16 protein-coding genes and 1 pseudogene are annotated in these 21,983 nt (G+C 33.5%); 4 read left to right on the top strand and 13 right to left on the bottom strand.

What is annotated here, in order from left to right; all coding sequences use genetic code 11:
* Nucleotides 1–32: 32 nt before the first annotated feature.
* The 3 genes from AN960_RS07720 to AN960_RS07710 all read right to left on the bottom strand — a co-directional run bounded on the left by AN960_RS07720 (nt 33) and on the right by AN960_RS07710 (nt 5,016).
* Nucleotides 33–1,163 (bottom strand): acyl-CoA dehydrogenase, encoded by a 1,131-nt coding sequence (locus tag AN960_RS07720; RefSeq protein ID WP_056469221.1) that lies wholly within the window; start codon nt 1,161–1,163, stop codon nt 33–35.
* Between the two features lie 403 nt (nt 1,164–1,566).
* On the bottom strand, nt 1,567–2,748 hold the full coding sequence (locus tag AN960_RS07715) for an acetyl-CoA C-acetyltransferase (RefSeq protein ID WP_056469219.1): 1,182 nt from the start codon (nt 2,746–2,748) through the stop codon (nt 1,567–1,569).
* 159 nt (nt 2,749–2,907) lie between these two features.
* On the bottom strand, nt 2,908–5,016 hold the full coding sequence (locus tag AN960_RS07710) for a heterodisulfide reductase-related iron-sulfur binding cluster (RefSeq protein WP_056469216.1): 2,109 nt from the start codon (nt 5,014–5,016) through the stop codon (nt 2,908–2,910).
* 213 nt (nt 5,017–5,229) lie between these two features.
* Between AN960_RS07710 and cls the strand changes: the two genes are divergently transcribed.
* The 3 genes and pseudogenes from cls to AN960_RS07695 all read left to right on the top strand — a co-directional run bounded on the left by cls (nt 5,230) and on the right by AN960_RS07695 (nt 8,020).
* A complete protein-coding gene (cls, locus tag AN960_RS07705) occupies nt 5,230–6,423 on the top strand; it encodes a cardiolipin synthase (protein ID WP_056469213.1) in 1,194 nt (397 codons plus the stop codon).
* A gap of 42 nt (nt 6,424–6,465) precedes the next feature.
* The gene (gene uvsE / locus AN960_RS07700) at nt 6,466–7,422 is read left to right on the top strand and encodes a UV DNA damage repair endonuclease UvsE (RefSeq protein ID WP_056469211.1); all 957 of its coding nucleotides are present in this window, start codon (nt 6,466–6,468) and stop codon (nt 7,420–7,422) included.
* Nucleotides 7,423–7,650: 228 nt separating this feature from the next.
* Nucleotides 7,651–8,020: pseudogene (locus AN960_RS07695) on the top strand (YybH family protein).
* A 57-nt stretch (nt 8,021–8,077) separates the two neighbouring features.
* Here the strand turns inward: AN960_RS07695 and AN960_RS07690 are convergent.
* The 10 genes from AN960_RS07690 to speE all read right to left on the bottom strand — a co-directional run bounded on the left by AN960_RS07690 (nt 8,078) and on the right by speE (nt 19,526).
* Nucleotides 8,078–9,169: an anti-sigma factor domain-containing protein gene (locus AN960_RS07690; RefSeq protein WP_056469210.1), complete on the bottom strand. Its 1,092-nt coding sequence runs from the start codon at nt 9,167–9,169 to the stop codon at nt 8,078–8,080.
* 2 nt (nt 9,170–9,171) lie between these two features.
* Nucleotides 9,172–9,900, bottom strand: coding sequence for an RNA polymerase sigma-I factor (sigI, locus tag AN960_RS07685; protein ID WP_082459423.1), 729 nt, complete (start codon nt 9,898–9,900; stop codon nt 9,172–9,174).
* Between the two features lie 182 nt (nt 9,901–10,082).
* Nucleotides 10,083–11,384, bottom strand: a complete 1,302-nt coding sequence (locus AN960_RS24395; protein WP_056469208.1) for a DUF5667 domain-containing protein — start codon at nt 11,382–11,384, stop codon at nt 10,083–10,085.
* Between the two features lie 273 nt (nt 11,385–11,657).
* Complete coding sequence (gene argS / locus AN960_RS07675; RefSeq protein WP_056469206.1) at nt 11,658–13,328, bottom strand: arginine--tRNA ligase; 1,671 nt, start codon at nt 13,326–13,328, stop codon at nt 11,658–11,660.
* On the bottom strand, nt 13,325–13,762 hold the full coding sequence (locus AN960_RS07670) for a YwiB family protein (RefSeq protein ID WP_056469204.1): 438 nt from the start codon (nt 13,760–13,762) through the stop codon (nt 13,325–13,327). The genes argS and AN960_RS07670 overlap by 4 nt, the downstream gene beginning before the upstream one ends.
* Nucleotides 13,763–14,562: 800 nt before the next feature.
* Nucleotides 14,563–15,783 (bottom strand): MFS transporter, encoded by a 1,221-nt coding sequence (locus AN960_RS07660; RefSeq protein ID WP_056469198.1) that lies wholly within the window; start codon nt 15,781–15,783, stop codon nt 14,563–14,565.
* Between the two features lie 23 nt (nt 15,784–15,806).
* Nucleotides 15,807–16,229 (bottom strand): MerR family transcriptional regulator, encoded by a 423-nt coding sequence (locus AN960_RS07655; protein ID WP_082459421.1) that lies wholly within the window; start codon nt 16,227–16,229, stop codon nt 15,807–15,809.
* A 278-nt stretch (nt 16,230–16,507) separates the two neighbouring features.
* Entirely contained in the window at nt 16,508–17,623 is a 1,116-nt protein-coding gene (locus AN960_RS07650; protein WP_056469193.1) for a PepSY-associated TM helix domain-containing protein, read from the bottom strand.
* Nucleotides 17,624–17,812: 189 nt separating this feature from the next.
* Nucleotides 17,813–18,685 (bottom strand): agmatinase, encoded by an 873-nt coding sequence (speB, locus tag AN960_RS07645; protein ID WP_025671011.1) that lies wholly within the window; start codon nt 18,683–18,685, stop codon nt 17,813–17,815.
* A gap of 13 nt (nt 18,686–18,698) precedes the next feature.
* Nucleotides 18,699–19,526: a spermidine synthase gene (gene speE / locus AN960_RS07640; protein WP_025671010.1), complete on the bottom strand. Its 828-nt coding sequence runs from the start codon at nt 19,524–19,526 to the stop codon at nt 18,699–18,701.
* 314 nt (nt 19,527–19,840) lie between these two features.
* Between speE and AN960_RS07635 the strand changes: the two genes are divergently transcribed.
* Nucleotides 19,841–21,859 (top strand): transglycosylase domain-containing protein, encoded by a 2,019-nt coding sequence (locus AN960_RS07635; RefSeq protein WP_056469191.1) that lies wholly within the window; start codon nt 19,841–19,843, stop codon nt 21,857–21,859.
* Nucleotides 21,860–21,983 lie beyond the last annotated feature (124 nt).

The raw sequence follows: 21,983 nt of genomic DNA, 5'->3' as shown, positions 1-21,983 counted from the left end.
CGTAAAGCGAAAAGAAGAATAAAAATTAACTTTTATAGCATTCTTGAGATTACTAGTTTTTGAATTTCTTGTGTTCCCTCATAGATTTGAGTGATTTTAGCATCTCGCATAAAGCGTTCTACCGGATAGTCCTTCGTATATCCATATCCACCGAATACTTGTACTGCCTCTGTTGTAACTTTCATTGCAGTATCTCCAGCAAGTAATTTTGACATTGCAGATTCCTTACCATATGGAAGTCCATTAGATTCCAACCAAGCAGCTTGGTATGTTAATAGACGAGAGGCTTCGATACTTGTAGCCATATCAGCAAGTTTAAATGAGATACCTTGTTGAGCAATAATTGGTTTTCCAAATTGAACACGCTCTTTAGCATAATCAACTGACGCATCTAAAGCACCTTGTGCAATACCTACCGCTTGAGCTGCAATACCATTTCTGCCCCCGTCAAGGGTTTGCATTGCAACTTTAAATCCTTTACCTTCTTCACCTAATAGGTTTTCAGCCGGAATACGACATTCTTCAAAGATAATTTCAGTTGTTGGCGATGAACGAATACCTAATTTACTTTCTTTCTTACCAACTGAAAAACCTGGTGTATCACTTTCAACGATAAATGCAGAAACCCCGTGTTTATTTGTCGGATCAGTCACTGCAAATACTACGTAAATTTCCGCTTCCCCACCATTAGTAATAAATATTTTTGAACCATTTAAAATATATTCGTTTCCTTCTTTTTTAGCAGTCGTTCTCATACCACCAGCATCTGATCCAGATCCTGGTTCAGTTAACCCATAAGCACCAATTTTTGTTCCTTGTGCTAACGGTTTTAAGAATTTTTGTTTTTGTTCTTCAGTACCAAATTTATATATCGGCCAACTAGCTAATGAAGTGTGTGCTGATAAAGTTACACCCGTTGAAGCGCAAACTCTTGAAAGCTCTTCAACCGCGATAACGTAAGCTAAATAATCACTACCGATTCCACCATATTCTTCTGGGAATGGAATGCCTGTTAATCCCAACTCAGCCATTTGATCAAATATTGAACGATCAAATTTTTCATGCTCATCACGCTCAGCAGCTGACGGAGCAACCTCATTTCTAGCAAAATCTCTTACCATTTTACGAATCATTTCATGTTCTTCACTTAAACGAAATTGCATAGATCATTTCCCCCGATTTTTGCTAGGACAAGGATCACAATCAAATGAAAGGTTTTAATTAAAGATCATTATTTTATATCCTATTCCCCTTAACTTAATTGCTTCCTTATCACTGCCATGTTGTTTTTGTCGATTTTTGTAAGCGTTAACAAAATATTTTCTACTTTGACTAAAAAGATAGTCTACTTCGTATAATATTAGACAAAAATCTGAAAATTCCTGTTATTTTTTGTAGAAAAATTTTTAAGCCTGGAAGGAAGGAAAAACAGGATCAAGTTAATAGGCAATAATAGAAAAGCAAAAAAAATAACAGCTTAAGGGAGGCAGTACTTAGGTAGAAAGAAATATTTCCCTCCATACCTTTCCTGCTCCTCCCATACCCTGCTTTTCTTGCTTTTCTCTCTTATCGTACCTCTACTAAAACAGCGTCACCTTGACCACCACCGCTACAAATTGCAGCAATTCCAAGGCCTCCGCCTCTTGCTTTTAGTGCATTAATTAAAGTTACGATGATTCTTGCACCACTTGCTCCAATTGGATGTCCTAGTGCAATAGCTCCACCATTTACATTTATTTTTTCTAAAGGTATATCCGCAATTTTCGCACTTGCTAAAACTACTGCTGCGAATGCTTCGTTAATTTCAAATAAGTCAATATCTGAAATCTTTTTATTTGTTTTTTGTAATAATTTTTGAATGACATATCCCGGAGTTCTAGGGAAGTCCTTTGCTTCTACAGCCATTGATTCTGTTGCAACAATTGTAGCTAAAGGTAAGTAGCCATTTAGTTTTGCTTCTTCCTCACTCATTAACAATAGTGCTGCACCTGCGTCATTTAATCCAGGTGCATTTCCAGCTGTGATCGTTCCGTCGCGATCAAATGCTGGAGATAGCTTAGCTAGTTTTTCAATCGTAGTATCTTCCCTTGGACACTCGTCTACTTCTATTTTTGTTACGACTCCTTTTTTGCCAACTGACTCAATCGTTACAATCTCTTCTTCAAATTTACCTGTTTTAATCGATTCAACCGCAAGTTGTTGACTACGAAGTGCCCACTCATCTTGTTGTTCACGAGATATGTCTTCGAGTTTAGCAACTTCACTTCCATATGTACCCATATGAACTCCAGTAAATGAACAAGTTAAGCCATCTACTAGAAGGCCATCCTTTAATTCTGTGTTCCCCATTTTATTTCCCCATCTAATAGAGGTTTGATAATAAGGAGTATTGCTCATGGATTCCATTCCACCTGCAACAATACGTTTACTTTCGCCAGAACGAATCAATAAATCAGAAAGCATAACACTACGCATACCAGATGCACATACTTTATTAATTGTTTCTGATCTTGTTTCCCAAGGTAATCCTGCATTACGAAGTGCTTGTCTTGAAGGTAATTGTCCTTGTCCACCTTGTAAAACCGTACCCATTATTACATCATCAATCATTTCTAATGGATGGTTAACACGGTTCAATGTCTCTTTAATTGCGATACCACCTAACTGAGCAGCACTAAAGCCCTTTAAGGCGCCTCCAAAACGTCCGATTGGTGTACGAACTGCACTTACTATAACTGTTTTACTCATCCCATTTTCCCCCTTAAAATATTATCTATTTCTCCTCTATAATAAAATTCTATAATCAATCAATTCACCAAATAAAAAACGCCAGCAGGCAGTCTGAAAGGTGTACAAGTTGCACACCTTTCATTGTTATTTTATGAAGAGTGAAAAGTTATAGAACTTTTATGAAGCTTGGTTTTGTTTGTCACCAAAAATCGATAACTCTAAAAGCTCTGCTATATCAAGTGTTTTAACAGCTTCTTCTACTTCTTTTGCTTTTGTTCCATCTGATAACATTGTTAAGCAATAAGGACAACCTGTTCCAATTACATTCGGACTAACTGCAAGTGCTTGTTCAGTACGCGTTACATTAATGCGATTACCAACATGCTCTTCCATCCACATTAATCCTCCACCCGCTCCACAGCACATACCTGTTTCACGTTTACGCTCCATTTCAACTAGTTTGACGCCAGGAATTGCACGAAGAATATCCCTAGGAGCTTCATAAACTTCATTGTATCGGCCTAAATAGCATGAATCATGGTAAGTAATTACTTCATTTACTTGATGAACCGGCTTTAACTTACCTTCTTTAACCAATTGAGATAATAATTCTGTATGATGATAAACTTCTATTGATAAACCAAAATCAGGATATTCATTTTTAAATGTGTTATAAGCATGCGGGTCAATTGTGACTAATTTGCTTACTCCCGATTTTTCAATTTCTGCGATATTATTACTTGCTAACTCTTGGAATAAGAATTCTTGACCTAAACGTCTAGGTGTATCACCAGAGTTTTTCTCCTTATTACCTAAAATAGCAAACTTAATTCCAGCTTCATTCATTAGTTTCGCAAATGCTAATGCGATTTTTTGACTACGGTTATCATATGAACCCATTGCACCAACCCAGAATAAGTACTCAATTTCTTCTCCAGCTTTCTGAGCTTCTTTTACTGTTGGGATATGGATACTTTCATCAAGTTCTCTCCAGTTTTCACGGTCTTTACGATTTAATCCCCATGGATTTCCTTGACGTTCGATATTTGTCATTGCACGTTGAGCATCTGGCTGCATCTTACCTTCTGTTAAAACTAAATAACGACGTAAATCAATAACCTTTTCAACATGTTCATTCATTACTGGACATTGATCTTCACAGTTACGACAAGTTGTACATGCCCAAATCTCTTCCTCAGTAATTACATCGCCAATTAAACTTGGACTATATTCCAATGTTGCCGCTGATTCTTGTTTTCCTTGTGAAGCAAATGCTAATTGATTTCCTTTTGTTTTAGAAAACGCAACAGTTGGAACCCAAGGTGCACGAGACGTTACAACTGCCCCTGTTTCAGTTAAATGATCACGAAGTTTTAGAATTAAATCCATTGGTGACAGCATTTTTCCAGTTGCAGTAGCAGGACATACATTTGTACAACGACCACATTCTACACATGCATATAAGTCAATTAATTGCGACTGACGGAAGTCGCTTATTTTTCCAACACCAAATGTCTCTTGCGTTTCATCTTCAAAATCTATTTTTTCTAATTTTCCTGCCTTCGATAAGCGATTAAAATACACGTTCGCTGGACCTGCAAGTAAATGTGCGTGCTTTGATTGTGGTACATATACTAAGAAAGTTAAAAGTGAAATTAAGTGAATCCACCAAGCAACGTAAAAGAATGAAATTGCTAAAGGTTCACTAATACCATTAAAAATTGTTGCAACTAAAGATGCGATTGGTTCGTGGAAGCTCGTTCCATCTCCACTCCAAATGATTCCCATTCCATTACCAAACAGAGTTGATAACATTAATAAACCAATGAAAATTAAGACTAACCCGCTTTTCCAACCTCTTTTTAATCGAACTAATTTTTCAATATATCGTCTATGGAAGGCCCAAACAACTGCCACCAATATTAGTAACGCAACGATTTCTTCAAAAAATGTAAATGCACCATATAAAGGTCCAAGTGGTAAATGTACTCCAGGAACAAGACCTCTTAAAATAAAGTCTAAAGCTCCAGCTTGAACTAAAATGAATCCATAAAAGAATAACAAATGAATAAATCCACTTTTCTTATCCTTCAATAGCTTTTTTTGCCCAAAAACATTGACCCAAATTTTTTGAAAGCGATCTTTCAAATTTCTTTCAAATTCTTCTTTTTTACCAAGTTTAATGTAGGCAATTCTTGTTTTAATTAGGTAAATGAATAAATAAATTGCATAAACTGTAATTGCCACAAACCCTAGTGCGTTCAAATACAAAAGTGCATGATCCATGATGTATTCCTCCCCCAATTTTCCCGGCTATAAAGAAAACGCTTACTGTTTAAAAATTTATAACCATAATAATATTCAGAAAATATATACTTTAATTATATTATGAATGACTATTCAGTCAAATACTTTTTCATATTAAGTTGGCTCTTTTTCATATTCTTCAATTTATATGGTCATACTATCAACACGTAAAAGGTAAAGGAGTTTAATTATATGATTCTTTGCATTTGCTTAATTGCTCTACTCTTTCTTATACTCCTTGCTAGCTTAGATCTTTATTTTGGTTATAAAGCTTTTCATAAATATGATAAAACTTGTCCATTTAAAAAAAGATATAGTGAAACAATGTTAATAACAGAAGGTAATGAATTGTACAAGCATCTTCTAGACGATATAACAGGAGCAAGTAGTAGCATATCTATGCTTTTTTATATTGTTCGAAACGATGATACATCCGAAAAATTTTTATCACTGCTCGAAAGGAAAGCTCGGGAAGGATTACAAGTACGCTTACTTGTTGATTGGATCGGAAGCTTTAGACTAAAGCGTGAACGAATAAAAAAACTAAAAGAAAATGGCGTGGAAGTACTTTTTAATCGGCGAACCGGATTTCCATATACTCTCTATCGGTTTCAACACCGAAACCATCGTAAGATTACAGTAATAGATCAAAAAACCGGCTATTTTGGCGGTTTTAATATTGGCAAAGAATATATTGGTTTTGATGAAGACTTAGGATATTGGAGAGATTATCATATTCGAATGACTGGTGAAGGTGTAAAAGATTTGCACGTTCAATTTTTAATTGACTGGGTTAGAAGTGGCGGAGAATCCTTTACGCTAATTAATGACGGTGAATTAGCAAAAGGAAAAATTGAGCATCACTTCTATTCGTCGGACTTTGTACGCATTGAGAACCTATATAAAGATTTAATTGATCAAGCAAAAAAACATATTTATATTGGTACACCTTATTTTATTCCAACAAAAAAACTGATGAACGCACTTCTTGCCGCTCTTAATCGAGGCGTCCAAATATGCGTAATGATCCCAGAAAAAGAAGACCACAGACTAGTTAAAGAGGCCAGTTTTCCACATCTCCTTTTAATTTTAGAAGGTGGCGGGGAAGTTTTTCATTATCAGAAGGGTTTTTTTCATGCAAAAGTACTACTCATCGATGATTGTTGCTGTGATGTAGGATCCGTTAACTTTGATCGTAGAAGTCTTTGCATTAATGATGAATGGAGTTGTATTTTTTCAAGTGAGTCTTTCATATTGAAGATCAAGGAAATATTTATTAAGGACTTAGAGCACTCAAAATCATATCCTACCCAGCATTATAAAAATACAACATTCTTATGGAAGTGTCGCAAGCTTTTATCTAAGCTTCTTTCTCCATTAATGTAGTTTTTTTAGGTATACAAAAACCAAGTTAGAGGTGAACAAAATATGATCATTCGATTCGGATATGTATCACATGCATTATCTTTATATAATTGTTCACCTGCAAAAACTCTTACATTTACACGTTATAAGGCTCTTGACCGAGAAGAGCGTTTAGAGAAATTAATTTATGTTACCTCGCAAAATATCGAAAATACGTATAGAGCACTTCATTATAATGTGGGACAACAAATCCCCTTATATAGAATGTCCTCTTCAATGGTCCCTTTGGCGACTCATCCAGATGTAGAATTTGATTATATAAATATTTTTCACAAACAATTTAAAGAAATTGGTGATTTTATCAAGAAGCATGAATTAAGAGTTAGTTTTCATCCTAACCAATTCACGCTTTTTACAAGTGATAAACCTCATATAACTGATAATGCTGTGATTGATATGGAATATCATTATAAAGTTCTTGAAGCAATGGGTATTTCAGACGAAAGCGTCATTAATATACATATTGGAGGAGCCTATGGAAATAAAGAGCTTGCTATCCAACGCTTTTATGAAAATATAAAAAAGCTCCCTACACACATTAAAAAACAAATGACTTTAGAAAATGACGATAAAACGTATAATACCACTGAAACACTAATGGTTTGCAAAAACGAAGGCATTCCGCTCGTATTTGACTATCATCATCATATGGCAAACTTATGTGAAGAGCCGTTAGAGAACTTATTACCCCTTATATTCTCTACTTGGGATCATACAGATTTGAAGCCTAAAATTCATATTTCATCTCCGAAATCCGATAAAGAGTTTAGAGCGCATTCAGATCTAATTGACCCTGATTTTATTAAGCCTTTTTTTGACATTGTCAGATCAATTGGAAGTGATATCGATATAATGATTGAATCGAAAAAAAAGGATTTAGCTCTATTGCAGTTAATGGAAGATCTGTCGAAATGGAGAGGTTATAAGCGAATAAGTGGTGGAATAATCGAAGTTACTTAAGAAGAGTAACGAAATGATAACAACAGGAAATAAAGGGGTCAAGAAAGCATTTAAAAAGCTCATTTATACATGCGTAGCCCTTAAGGAAGTTTTAACTCACCTTGAGGGTTTCTTTCATTTGGCAATATCTTTAAAACAACTGATTAATTATGGATGGCAATGATATGATGGTTTATAGATATTCACCTACAGGTCTTACTTCAATTCTACTATAAAGGTGGTTTGTAAATGAACTATCAAAGTGCGCTACAACAATACATAAAAGCGACAAATACACATGATTTTAATCAAGCAAAAAAATATATTCATAAGGACGCCATTTATTGGTTTTCAGACAAAACCTGTACTTCTTTACTAGAAAATTCAGCAGTATTTTGAGAATGCCTGGAATGTAATTCAAGATGAAGTTTATACAGCTACGAATGTAAGATGGTTAACTATCGATCAAAATTCTGCTTCATGTGTTTATCAATTTCAATATGAAGACTATATGAACGGGAAGTTTGTACTTGGACATGGCAGGGCTACTAATTTATTTACTAAGAATGAACATGGTGAATGGAAGGTTATTCATGAGCATTTGAGCGGCATTTCCTAAGCCTTTATTCTTTCATGAGTTTAAAGTATATTATTTGTATAAAAAACGCTCAGATTATTAATCTGAGCGTTTTTCACTACCATTATGCCAGCCGTTATCGTTCTCGTTCTCGTTCTCGTTTTCATTGTTTTTATAACGATTATTGCACCCATGACATCCTTCGTTATGTTCATTTCTGCCTTGATCATTATCACTTCTTCTTAATTTGCGGTTATCATTATAGTCATTTTTTTTTTTGTCTTGATGCTTTTCATTGTTGTTGTATTGTTTCTTTTGATTTTGCTTCGATGATTCATGATGTTCATCTTGGTTTCTATGATTCCATTGACGCTGCTTATTTCCCCAGTGCTCTTCTTGATGTCTATTATTTTGAACTTCTTTTGGATGACCATTATCATTTTCTTTATCTTTTATGATTGTAGGTGACTTTATAATAGATTTATCCTTGTAATTATTTTCGCCTTTTATGACTTTCGTTGAATTAGAATTAAAACTTTTTTCTTGTTTATTTTGATTTTGACTTTGATTTTGTTTATGATTTTGAATTTTAATCTTTGGCTGATCAAGTTCCTTAGAATTTGGGATATTAAAATGATTATCACTTTCTTGAATATCCTTCAATTCGTGATTTAGCACACTTTGTTTATTTTCAAATTCTTTATTCATCTCACCAGTTAATTTGATTTTTTCATTTGGTTCAATTACTTTAGACTTCTCCATTTCACCAACTAAATCATCCATAACTAAATGTAGGGGCTCCTGTTTCCAGTTATCCATTTTATTGATCACTTTTTTACCTTGTTCATTGTGAGCTTTTAAATCAATAACATTTAACTGTTTGTCCAAAATTAATGACACTTTTGCCCCAGAATCAATTGTAACCTTTCCTGCTGCTAATGCTTCTTCTCTGTTCAAGTTTACAAATGTAAAAGAGAAAAGTATTAACCCACAAACAATTACGACAGGTAACAACTTAGGAAAACTTATTTTTATTTTATTATTATTTAAAATAATTGCATTGCTGGGAAACTGAATTTCTTCACCAATTGAATAGGATGACAATAGTTTTTTACATTTTAAATACTCTCCGTTCGCAGTTAGTACAACTACGGATGAGCGATTTACTTTTAATACAATACCATTGTTCATCTTCAGTTCCCCCTTTTTAAATAGTTTTGTAAATAAATATACTCATTGACGCTTATAATACTCATGGCAATAATATATTTTCTATGTTTTTCAAGCGTTTTTCGGCTTATATTCACTTTAGTTTCTAGTTTGTTCATCGGTAATTTTTTCTTATTATATAGAAAAGTTAACATTTCTTCATCAGATGTAATAAGGTCTACAACTGAAAAAATATGCTCCCTTGTGTCTTCATGTTTAGGTGAAACCTCTACTAAACTTTCTAATGAAATTCCAAATTGTTTAAGCATCTCACTGAAATGAATAATTTCCTCTTTACGATTTATTTCATCAAAATTTTTTATATAAGTGCTATATACATGGTCGTCGTATTGTTTATGCAGATCCTCGGACCCAGTTTGTTCTGAAGTTAATAATTGATACTTAGATTCCTTGCGAAAGTGATCGATTAATTCTCGCTTTATGATCAACTTTGCAAAAGATAGAAATGACGCACCTTTTTTATATGAATATAGTTTAATAGCTTCATGAAATGCATTTAAACCGATACTAAATTCATCTTCTTGATTTGTAATAAATCTTCCACAAATAGTAGAAACAGTTTTGTTTATAAAAGGGGTATATTGAACTATAAAATCATCTAGTTCTTTTGATGAAGACTGTTGTATTGTTAATACAATATCTTCAATTTTTTCTTTTCTTTTATAAAGCGTTTGAAAAATTGTAAGTAACAAGACCCCATCTCCTTTCAAAAGAGGATTGCTTGGCTATTAAAACTTAAAGGCGCCTCCACTCATTATATAATCAATGAATATCAGAGGCACCATTTTAATTTAACCGTTTGCAATTAAGCATATCGCATCTTATGAAATGTTTCATGTGATTTTATTGAAAGGCGAATGGAAATATTTACTTATTAGTCTTCATGATGTCCATTTCCGTGGTTTTCACCTTGATCATTTGAATCCTCATTTTTTTTCCATTCGTGCTTTTCATTTTCCTTATGTTTCCCACGATTTTCATGTTCACCTTGGTTTCCTTGGTGTTCTTGATTTCTATGGTTTGTACCATTTTCGTGTTTTACTACATGTTTTTCTACGTGCTTTTCTACGTGTTTTTCTTCTTTTTCAACTTTTACTTTTTTTACTTTAACTGGTTTTACTTCTTTTGACTTATGTTCAACTTTATGTTGATCTTCCTTATGCTCTACTTTTACAGGTTTTGTAGCAACTTCAGTAGCGTCATCTTTGTCTTCATTTTCACCTTGATTATCTTCATTATCATTTTTCACGTCTGTGTCATTTTTCACGTCTTTGTCATTTACGTCTTCAATTTTCGTTACAGTTGTAATAACTTCTGGTGTAGCTGATTGATCTGTAGTTGCATCAGGGTATTGAACTGTAATAACAGGTTTTAAAGTAGTTGAATCCTGTTCTGTATTCTTTAAGACTTTTTCTAATCTTTCAGAAATTTTGTTAAAGCTCTTTTCAATATTTTTAGCAATCGCAGCTTTTGCTTTTGGATTTTTAACTTGATCTAAAACGTTTGCTAAAACTAGTAAATTGTTATTTAAATGGTGTTGAATTTTTGCAATTTCTTTTTGCTCTTTTGTTAATTTTTGTTTTTCATCTTTTTCAACATGTTCTTTTTCAGTTTCTTGTTTGTCCGAGTCTTGTTTGTCTGTCTCAGCTTTTTCTTGTTTATCAGTATCTTGTTTATCCGTTTCAGCTTTTTCTTGATCTTCTTTTTCAGTTTCTTGTTTGTCTGTATCTTGTTTATCTGTCTCAACTTTTTCTTGATCTTCTTTATCTACTTCTGTAGTTGTTTTTTCTGAAGTCGTTGGTACAGTAACAGTTGGTAACTTAACATCGAGTTGGCCTTGAGCATTTTCCATCTGACCTAAAGCTTCTTTTATTGTTTCTTTTGCTAAATCTTCTTTGCCATCTTTTATTAATTCTCTTGCTTCATGAATACGTTCTTGTGCAAATTCTGCTAAAAGTTCTGCTTCTTTAACTTTGTCTGTTGTTAGTAATAGTTGGATTTTTTCTACAGTTGTTTTTACAAAGTAAAAGAAATCACCTTTAACTAATGCAGGTGCTTCTTCCTTTTGATCAGTTGGTGAAACTGTATCATTTTCAGCAGCCAGTACTGAACTAGAAAATCCTAACTGAGATAATAATAATGCTGTTGCAGTTGTATGTACTAATAACTTTTTCATGAATTTTTCCCCTTTGTAAAAATTTCTTTATTTATTCTCACTATAACTATTCGTAGAGGGTTTCATTTTTTAGGGGGTCGTTTTAAAAAATATTTAAAAAATTAATAAAAAAATGGTGAAACTTGTTATCTTTCCCTATTTACCGACAAATTTTTATAAATTAACAAACTAAAATATTATAAAATCATACTTTTTAAAAATTTAGTTGTATGTAGTTTATTTAATAAAAAAGTACCATATCCCAAATTGGGATATGGTACTTTCATTAATTACTTACATTTTTTCTGGTGCAGAAACTCCAACTAAAGCTAATGCATTTTGTAATGTAACTTGAACTGATTTCATTAAAGCCAGTCTAGCTTTTGATTTTTCAAAATTTTCAGCATCTAACACTTTTTCTGCATTATAGAAGCTGTGGAAAGTCCCCGCTAATTCAAACACATAGTTTGTAATGTGATGAGGAGTACGTTTTGAAGCAGCTAATGAAACCGCTGCTGGGAATTCTCCTAATTTCTTTAATAACTCATATTCTTTTTCAGATGAAACAAGGCTGTAATCAGCTTCCCCATTGTAAACAATACCCATTTCTTCTCCTTGACGAAGAATACTACAAACTCGAGCGTGAGCGTATTGTGAATAATAAACAGGGTTTTCATTTGATTTAGAAACAGCTAAGTCCATATCAAAGTCTAAATGTGAGTCACAACCGCGCATTGCAAAGAAGTAACGTGTAGCATCAGTACCTACTTCTTCCATTAAATCACGTAACGTAACAGCTTTACCTGTACGTTTACTCATTTTAACTTTTTCACCATCTTGATATAACTGAACCATTTGGATAATTTCTACCTCAAGCGTATCAGCATTATATCCTAATGCTTGAATTGCTGCTTTCATACGAGGAATGTATCCGTGATGGTCAGCTCCAAGAATATCAATTAATTTATCTGCTCCACGACTAAGTTTGTCACGGTGATAAGCGATATCCGGAGTTAAATAAGTATAAGAACCATCGCTTTTAATTAGTACACGGTTTTTATCATCTCCATATGTTGTAGAACGGAACCAAGTCGCTCCTTCTTCTTCATATGTTTCACCGCGTTGTTTTAAATCATCAAGAGCCTCTAACACTTTGCCATTTTTATATAATGAAGTTTCTGAATACCATACATCAAATTCTACTCTGAAATTACGTAGATCACGTTGTAGTTTTTCCATTTCTAACTTTAAACCGTACTCACGGAAGAACTTGTAACGAGCTTCTTCTGGTTCATTTATATAACGGTCACCAAATTCAGCAGCTAATGTTTTACCAATCTCAATGATATCTGCTCCATGGTAGCCATCTGCAGGCATTTCTTTATCCATTCCAAGTGCTTGCATATAACGAGCTTCTACTGAAAGTGTTAAATTATTAATTTGGTTTCCAGCATCATTAATATAATATTCACGAGTTACTTCATAACCTGCTTTGTCTAAAATATTACATAGTGAATCTCCAAATGCTGCTCCACGGGCATGACCTAAATGTAAATCGCCAGTCGGATTCGCTGAAACAAACTCAACTAAAATCTTTTCACCGTTACCAAAGTTAGTTTGGCCATATTCATTTCCAGATTTAATAATTGCTGGGATTAAATCAGTTAGGTAACTATTATCCATATAAAAATTGATGAATCCTGGTCCAGCAATTTCTACTTTTCGAATGCTTGCCTTACTTTGGTCAAAAGAATTAATTAGCTCTTCTGCAATCATTCTAGGAGCCTTTTTAGCAACTCGTGCTAATTGCATCGCCATATTTGTTGAAAAATCTCCGTGCGCTTTATCTTTTGGTGTTTCTAATACAACTTGTGGTAATTGTTCCTCCGTTGCTAATCCTGCTTTTAATACCGCAGCTTCGATTTCATTTTTTAAACGACTTTTTACTTGTTCTAATGTATTCATATCGTTGCCTCCTTAATTGATACTGTAATGTTATACGACCCAGCATTTTCATCACCTACGAATAACTTATACCCTAATTGAAGTACCCCTTTTAAAGGTCCTTCAGATACTAGAAATTGTAGTTTTTTCGTATATGCTTTCGTTTGGAATACGCCTAATTCATTTGAGAAAGTACCTTCAGTTGTTTCATTTACTCGGTATTGGTGACGCATCATAACCCCGCCATTACGAATAATTGTTACTTCCCCTTTGCCTATTTTCATTGTAGCCTTTACTTTTCGGTCCTCGTGATTTTCATCAAATAATAAATATGAGACATCATCTTTTTTATAGTATAGGCCATTTGCTTGAAAACTGACTTTATCACGCCCGTGTGGATCTTTTATCAAAGTCTCAAAGTCAATTGAGACAGGTATGCCTTGTTGTCCTTTCACTTTTACACGTCCTTTTCTCCCAATGAACGTAACGAATCACATCCAAAAATCATCTTTTCCCATTTTAGCATAATCTAATAAAAAAAATAAAATAGGTAAGAAAAAAATTGTGAAAAATATTCATTAAAGTGAACGAAATAATAGGACAATCTGAAAAATTAGAGTACTTTCTTATTTCTAAAAAAATTCATAGAGCTTTTTCACATAATTTCCGTAGCTTCGTTCTTTATAATGATGAATTTCATTTAGTTATTTCGACTCCCTAAATCTAAAACTGCAGACACTATTACTCATTAAACGGCCACGGATTTCAATCGCATCAACCTACTAACAAACAATCTTGCCATGAATGTAAGGAGGATTTTTGTTTTCAATTGAAAACAGTTTATGAGACAATAAAGAACATATGATGAATAAAAGGGGTTTTTATGAAAACAATCGCACAACAATCATCTAGCAAACTATTTTTCATCGGACTAGGTATAGGAATCATTTCGTTATCGAGCATTTTTCTCATTTATTTGTACTCATTTTTCGTCCCATTCGTTGTGGGAATCATCTTGTGGTTCATTCTCAAACGAAAAGCGATCATGTTCGGCAGTTTTACAGCTGCAATAATCGGAGTACTCGCACTCATCGGCTTTATTGTTTATCTGATGTTTTTCGGTCATTTTGGACCATGATAAACAGCTTGTAAAGGGCTGTTTTTTGTTTGTTTATATTCAAAAAAACACAAAAACCCGCCAGGAAACGTAATTCCTAGCGGGTTTTCACCAATTATCGAGAAATACTCGATAAAATTAATGTGCAGATTCTGCTTTATCAATATGAATTAAATGCTTTTTATTAATAAACAAGAAAAGTACCGATAATAATACAAAACATCCACCTACATAGAAAGGTACGTGTGGATTATACCATTCAGCAAGTTTACCTGCTAAATATGGAGCAATTGCCCCACCAAGGAAACGTAAAAAGCTATATGCAGCTGATGCTGTTGAACGTTCGACTGGTGCTGCTTGCATTACTGCTGTTGTTATTAATGTGTTGTTATTACCTAAAAATGCACCAGCTATAATTACACAAACGATAACAACACTATTCGTATTTGTTCCTACTCCCATGATAAGAAGCGTAATTGCGAAAAGAGTTAACATTGCATACATCGATTTAAGTGTACCGAATTTTCTTTGAAGTTTTGGTGCCATAAATACAGATGTGATTGCTAGTAAAAGTCCCCAACCTAAGAATACGAATCCTAAACCGCGTTCCTTTAATCCCATATAGAATGGAGAGAATGCTAATAGAGTAAAGAATCCAAAGTTATATAAAAATGCTGTAATCCCTAATGTTAATAATGATCTATGTTTAAGAGCACGGAATGGATCAAGAAACGATGCTTTTTTCGTATTTTGTGTAATAGGTGTTTTTGGCATCATTAAGGATAGAGATAAAAATGCAATAACCATTAAACAAGCAACACCAAAAAATGGACCTCTCCAAGAGATTGAACCTAATTCCCCACCTAATAATGGACCAACTGATATCCCAAGACCAATTGCAGTTTCGTATAAAATAATTGATTGTGCAACACCTGATCTAGATAATGAAACAATAGCAGATAATGCAGTCGCAACGAATAGTGCGTTACCTAGACCCCAACCTCCGCGTAACCATACTAATTCCCATATACCGCTTGAATTTCCTCCAAGTCCCGCGAAGACTGCAATAATTAGTATACCTAAAAGCAGTGTCCATTTAATTCCGATACGTGAAGAGATAAAACCTGTTATTAACATCGCGAATGCCATTACTAAATTGTAACTTGTAAAAAGAAGCGTTACATCACTTTTAGAAGCATGCATTTTTTCAGCGATTGCTGGTAAAATTGGGTCAACTAATCCAATCCCCATGAATGCGATAATACAAGCAAAACCAACAGCCCAAATTGCTTTTGGCTGATTCAAAAGACCAGATTTTTGATTTGCAGTTTGCTTCTTACGATCTGCCAAGTTTGACATATTTCATCCATCTCCCATATTATTTATTGTTCTAAAGCTTTTTGCACCCTCTGATACATCGCATTCATTTCATCTCGAATATCGTTCATTTTTTTAAGCTTTTCATCAATCATTTTTAATTGTTGAGCAAGTATTACTTCCGCCCCTAATAGCTTTTCTTTTCTTTCATCTTCATTCATTTTTTCCTTGTTTTCTCTATAATGTAATCGGAATTCTTCATACGCCTCACTAATTTCCATATATTCCTGTACCTCCTGCAAAGAAAAACCAAGAACATCACGAACATTCATTATTTTCTTTAGCCGTTCTATATGCAGATCAGAATAAAGTCGAAATCCTCCTTCACTTCTTTCAGGCGGAGAGATCAAACCGATTTCTTCGTAATAACGAATCGAGCGCTTTGTTAATCCACATTCTTTCGCTACATCATCTATTTTGTATAGCAAATCATTTCCTCCTTTCGAAATGAATTTAAATTATTTATATCACTTATCTATCTTACTCCTATTGTATCGTTAACGTCAACGTTAACTTTGTACATTTTTCTATTTTTATCTTTCTACAAAATTGTTGTTTTACTATAAAAACAGTACAAATAATCATTTTTGTTACCTATTCAAAAAACCCGAAAGATAAATACGGCTTATGCGCATTTTCTTTCGGGTTCTAACAAATATTTCAACCGAATATCGTTATCATACTTCCTTGTAAAATTCTGTTAGTCTTAGGCCGTTTGCTGTAATTTTCTCATTTTTTTAACTTTGTTTTTTCGTTTTAGCGCCCACATTGTAATCCCAGTTATCCCCAAACCAAGTGGAGCTATTCCAACTAAGGCATAAATTGTTTTTACGAACACACCACCAAAAGTTCCTCTATGCAAACTTTCTCGCCAAACAAAAAATTTATCATAGGCTGTTTCAGTATTTTTCGAAAAAGTTCCTAAATGCTTTCCAGAAAACTGATCGAAAAACTCACTGGTATTTCCTTTACCTTCAGGATCATAACTACCATCGCTTAATTGAGCTTCTATTACACCATCTTTATCCGTTGGAATTCTCAACTTGTATAACTCACCTTCCGGGTGCAATTTATTAATTTGGGCAACTATAGTATCCAGCCCTATTTGATGTTTACCATTATCAACTGATTTAAGTTCTTCAGGATAATTCGATGTAAATTTCAATTTCAAAGATTCTTCAATCTTTTCTTGGAATGGAAATAGCATTCCTGTTATTGCTACAACAAGTAAAAAGGGTAAAGTAATAACCCCAATGAAATTATGTAATGATAGATTTTTAGCCATTTGACTTTTATTCCATTTAATTTTTAAGCTTTTAAACATTCGTTTAATGCCTGGATACCATAAATAAATACCTGTAACAAGAATTAAAATAAATGCAATTGCAACGATACCAATAATTGTTTCACCAATATCATCTAATAATAAATGTGTATGCAACTCTTTAAAAAAAGAAACGATCGATTTCTCTCTATCAAAATTACCTAATAATTTTCCATTGCTAGGATCTACATATGCATCAATTTCATTATGTCCTTTTGACATACTTGCATGATATACATCTGATAACTTTGAAGGCACATCCATCCTCGAAATTTGAAAACCTTTGTAATGTTCAAGGAAAACCTTTTCTGCTTCTTTAATTCCAACATTTCTTTCACTACTTTCAGGCTTAAAATACTGCGGATTTAATACATGCTCAATCTGATTCCCAAACACCAATACACTACCCGTTGCACAAACAGCAATAATAAAAAGTCCAAAAACTAAGCTGCTTACCAAGTGTAGAGTTAAAATAGATTTCCTTACCCCTTTTTTCATCTTCATCTTCTCCCATAGTTTGATAACAATAATCGTTCTCAATTATAAAGGTAATGATTATCATTATCAATAGGATTTTACATTTTTTGTTAAATATTATTTGTATTGCTACAAGTGTTTCAATTTCAAATCAATATAAAAAGGCGACTTTTCGCTCTAATGAACGAAAAATCGCCTTTTCAAATCTTATTATTTTACCCAACCTAATAAAATTTCACGAATAAATTTACTTGCAGCAACTTGAGTTTGCTCTGCATGATCGTAAACTGGAGCTACTTCTACTAAGTCTGCCCCAACAACGTTTATATCACTATTTGCGATTGCTAAGATGCTATCAAGCATTTCTTTTGATGTAATACCACCTGCTTCAAGAGTTCCTGTTCCAGGAGCGTGTGCAGGATCTAATACATCGATATCAATCGTTACATATACTGGACGTCCAGCAAGCGTTGGAAGTACTTTCTTTAACGGTTCAAGCACTTCGAATTTGAATAAATTCATTCCAACTTCTTTAGCCCATTCAAATTCTTCCTTCATACCAGAACGGATTCCAAATGAATAAACATTTTTTGGTCCAATTAAATCACAAACTTTTTTAATTGGTGTTGAGTGAGATAATGGCTCACCTTCATATGAATCACGTAAATCAGTATGAGCATCAAAATGAATAATTGCTAAATCTGGGTATTTCTTGTACATAGCTTTCATTACTGGCCATGATACAAGATGCTCCCCACCCATTCCTAGAGGAAATTTACCTTCAGCTAATAAACCGTCAATATAATCTTCAATCATATCAAGGCTTCTTTGCGCGTTACCAAATGGTAATGGAATATCCCCTGCGTCGAAATACTTAACTTCTTCAAGTTCTTTATCTTGATATGGACTATATTCCTCTAATCCAATTGAAACTTCACGAATACGTGTAGGACCAAAACGAGAACCTGGTCTGAAACTTACAGTCCAATCCATAGGCATACCATAGATAACTGCTTTACTTTCTTCAAAGCTTGGATGACTCTTTATGAATACATTTCCAGAATAAGCTTCATCAAAACGCATAAATAAAGCCCCCTTATTTAGTAAGATCAGCTACAAATTTTGGTAATACGAACGCTGCTTTGTGTAGCTCTTTTGTATAATATTTTGTCTCAATATCAAAGAAACGATTCTCTTCTACTTCAAGAGGATCATGTTTTTTCGAACCGATTGTAAATGTCCACATTCCACTTGGGTATGTTGGAATATTTGCAATGTATAAACGAGTGATTGGGAAGATTTCTCTTACATCACGTTGAACTTGTGTGATTAACTCTGGCGTAAACCATGGGTTGTCCGTTTGTGCTACAAAAATACCATCTTCTTTTAATGCTTTAGAGATTCCAGCATAGAAGCCTTTTGTAAATAAGTTAACTGCAGGACCAACTGGTTCAGTTGAGTCTACCATAATTACATCGTATACATTTTCACTATTTGCAATATGCATAAATCCGTCGTCTACTTTTACTTCTACACGTGGATCTTCTAATTTCCCTGCAATTTCAGGTAAGTATATTTTAGAGTACTCAATTACTTTTCCATCGATTTCAACTAGAGTTGCTTTCTTCACGCTTGGGTGTTTTAATACTTCACGAATAACACCACCGTCACCGCCACCTACAACTAATACGTTTTCAGGATTTGGGTGTGTGAATAAAGGTACATGCGCGACCATTTCGTGGTAAACGAACTCATCTTTTTGAGTTGTCATAACCATACCATCTAAAATAAGCATGTTTCCGAACTCTTCTGTCTCTACCATGTCAAGCTTTTGAAACTCAGTTTGCTCTGTATGTAAAGTTTTATTAATTTTAGCAGTAATTCCAAAGTTTTTTGTTTGTTTTTCAGTAAACCATAATTCCATTTAATGCATCTACCCTTCTTTATCAAGATTTAGTTTGAAACATAAGTATTGTTTTGTCGGGGCTAAAACAATGCGCCTCGACTTTTCGATTATGTTCCGTATTATCCCCACTCTTCCTAATTCCTATCGGATTTGTGTTGTTACAACAATTTTTTGCCGTACAAAAGAAAAGTATAGAGTAATTTTTGTGAAATGCAAGATTTTTAAAGCTAAATTATTTGATATTTTTTACTACGGTAATTTGAATAAAATTTCTCTTAATCTACCATACTAGTATTAAATTAGAGAAACGAATCGAGAGGAGGATACATTTTTTGTATAATATCAACTACTCTTTTCATTGGCGTACACTTCAAAAGGTCGGCATTTTGCTTACTATTATTTCAATTTCAGGAACACTATTTTTATCTTGTGTTTATCTGTTTGCAATTACGTCTACTAAACCTTCATTATTTATTGAGTCAAATTCAAGTTATTATGATCACAATCAAAAACTAATTAGTAAAACTAAGCTACTTCAAAATCGTAAAACACTAAAAATTGCAGATGTGCCTCCGATTGCGATCAATAGTATTTTAGTTTCTGAAGATCGTAATTTTTTTCATCATCATGGCTTTGACTTAAAAAGGTTGGGCTCTGCTATTTTAATTAATATAACGAAAGGACAATACGCTCAAGGCGGAAGTACAATAACTCAGCAACTTGCAAAAAATTTATATCTTTCACAACAAAAAACGATTAGTCGTAAATTAAAAGAGGCTTTTTTTACTATGAGACTTGAGTCAGCCTACAGTAAAAATAAAATATTAGAAGCATATTTAAACACCATTTATTTTGGACATGGTATTTATGGTCTAGAAACTGCTGCGAATACCTTCTTAGGAAAAGAGACAAACGAGCTTACAATTGGTGAATCTACATTTTTATTAAGTATTCCGGCTAATCCTTCAACATATGATCCTTACGTTCATTTTTCATCTGTAAAGAAAAGGCAGCAACGAATTTTATCGGCATTAGAACAAAATAAACTAATCAGCTCAAAAACTGTTAAAAATGCAATTAATGAATCGATAAAGTTAAAACCGATTAAACATACTTCAAATTCTTCATTTACATCCTATTTTCAACAAAGTGTTCAAAAAGAGATTACAGCTTCAATTGGCCAATCAATCAATAACAATGGTAGTCAAATTTATACAACATTTAATTCCACTATTCAAAAGCATATTGATCAAGCATTTGATAAATATATTAGACCACAACCTGATTTACAGGCTAGTGTAGTCGTATTAAATAGTCAAACTGGTGAAGTATTAGGTATGACTGGGGGCCGCGAGAAAGGACAGTTTTTATTTAATCGAGCAATAACGTCAAAACGACAAGTAGGAAGTACAATAAAACCAATTCTATATTACAGTGCACTTGAAAATGGTTATACCCCATCAACAAGACTTCAAAGTAAGCCTACTATATTTCACTTTGAAAATGGAAATTCATATAGTCCCAAAAACAGTGGCAATCTATACGCGCATGATTCAATTACTCTAGCTAAAGCTATTGCTGTTTCAGACAATATATACGCTGTAAAAACACAACAGGCAGTTGGTACTGACGAATTTATTAAAGCACAGAAGTTATTCCATTTAACCACACCAAATAATAAACTACCTTCAATGGCACTCGGCACTCAAGATGCCTCATTGCTCGATATGACAAGAGCATACGCACTAATTGCGAATAATGGTAAAGAAGTTATTCCTCATTTCGTAAAAGAGATTAAAACTCAAACTGGAAAGACGATTTATAAAGAAAAGTTTGATAAAAAACAAATATTAGATAAAGATCAAACCATTATTCTTAAACAACTAATGAACGGAATGTTCAACACAAATTTTTCAAGCTACTTGCCAGTAACAGGTACTAGTATTATTCCTGAACTATCAAAAGATTATTATGGTAAAACTGGAACTACAAAAACGGACAGTTGGATGATTGGATTCCATTCGAATCTTATTGTTGGAGTATGGGTTGGGTATGATCATTCAAAAAATTTAACCGCAGAGGAAGGTACACTGTCCAAGAAGGTATGGGCATCCGTTATGACAAATTTAATGGATAAAAATATAGATTCTAAACTACCTAATGATCTAGTAAAAGTTGCTGTAGATGAAAAGACTGGCCTTTTGTATAAAGAAGGCTGCGGCGATAAGGTTTCACTTTATTTTCGTAGAGGGACACAACCTACAAAACCTTGTATGAATAAAAAAATGAACCAAAAACATAAAAAGGAAAATAAAGACAGTAAACCTTGGTATTCTAAATATTTACTATAAAAACAAAAGACCTCACCAAATTGGTAAGGTCTTTTGTTTGTCCTAGTCCTAGCTTTGTCCAAGCTAATATTAGTTTACTTTATTTAGTCTTAAATGTAAAAAGATTATTCGACGATTTCTTCAA

Origin of the sequence: Bacillus sp. FJAT-25509 (genome assembly GCF_001420605.1) — a bacterium.
Classification (GTDB): domain Bacteria; phylum Bacillota; class Bacilli; order Bacillales; family Bacillaceae_G; genus Gottfriedia.
Note: the sequence above shows the minus strand (reverse complement) of the source record. Positions and strands in the feature narration are given on the sequence as shown.